Raw genomic sequence first — 300 nt, 5'->3', positions numbered from 1 at the left:
AATAGGCATCAAAGATAGCATTCTGCCGAATGTGGCAGGGTGTTTCTTTGACCCATGCAGGCAAGTCGCTCTGCATCACTTCGTTGCGTAATTTCAGTTTGCTTAGTCGTTTACCACTCCGGGATAATGCAATTGCTTGGTTGTAGCAATACCGACAAGCGGCCAACCATTTGCGCCAGACTTGATTTAGCTCGGGGCTGGGGTAAATCCGGATCTTCTTTGACCTGAGTTTTGTATTTACGCACTCCGTATAATCGGGAACTGAAGCAGTGGAGGATGGCGAGGATGTCCTCAACCATT

Annotated in this window: 2 pseudogenes; both read right to left on the bottom strand. The window is 48.0% G+C overall.

The features are described 5' to 3' along the window. Window positions 1-178, bottom strand: a pseudogene (locus P5683_RS26140) (hypothetical protein); the annotation flags it as partial. Continuing rightward, window positions 111-300: pseudogene (locus P5683_RS26135) on the bottom strand (hypothetical protein); the annotation flags it as partial. The pseudogenes P5683_RS26135 and P5683_RS26140, both read right to left, overlap by 68 nt.

This window comes from Limnospira sp. PMC 1279.21 (assembly GCF_032349615.1).
GTDB lineage: Bacteria > Cyanobacteriota > Cyanobacteriia > Cyanobacteriales > Microcoleaceae > Limnospira > Limnospira fusiformis.
The sequence above is the reverse complement of the archived record's forward strand: the minus strand, read 5'-3'. Positions and strand labels throughout refer to the sequence as shown.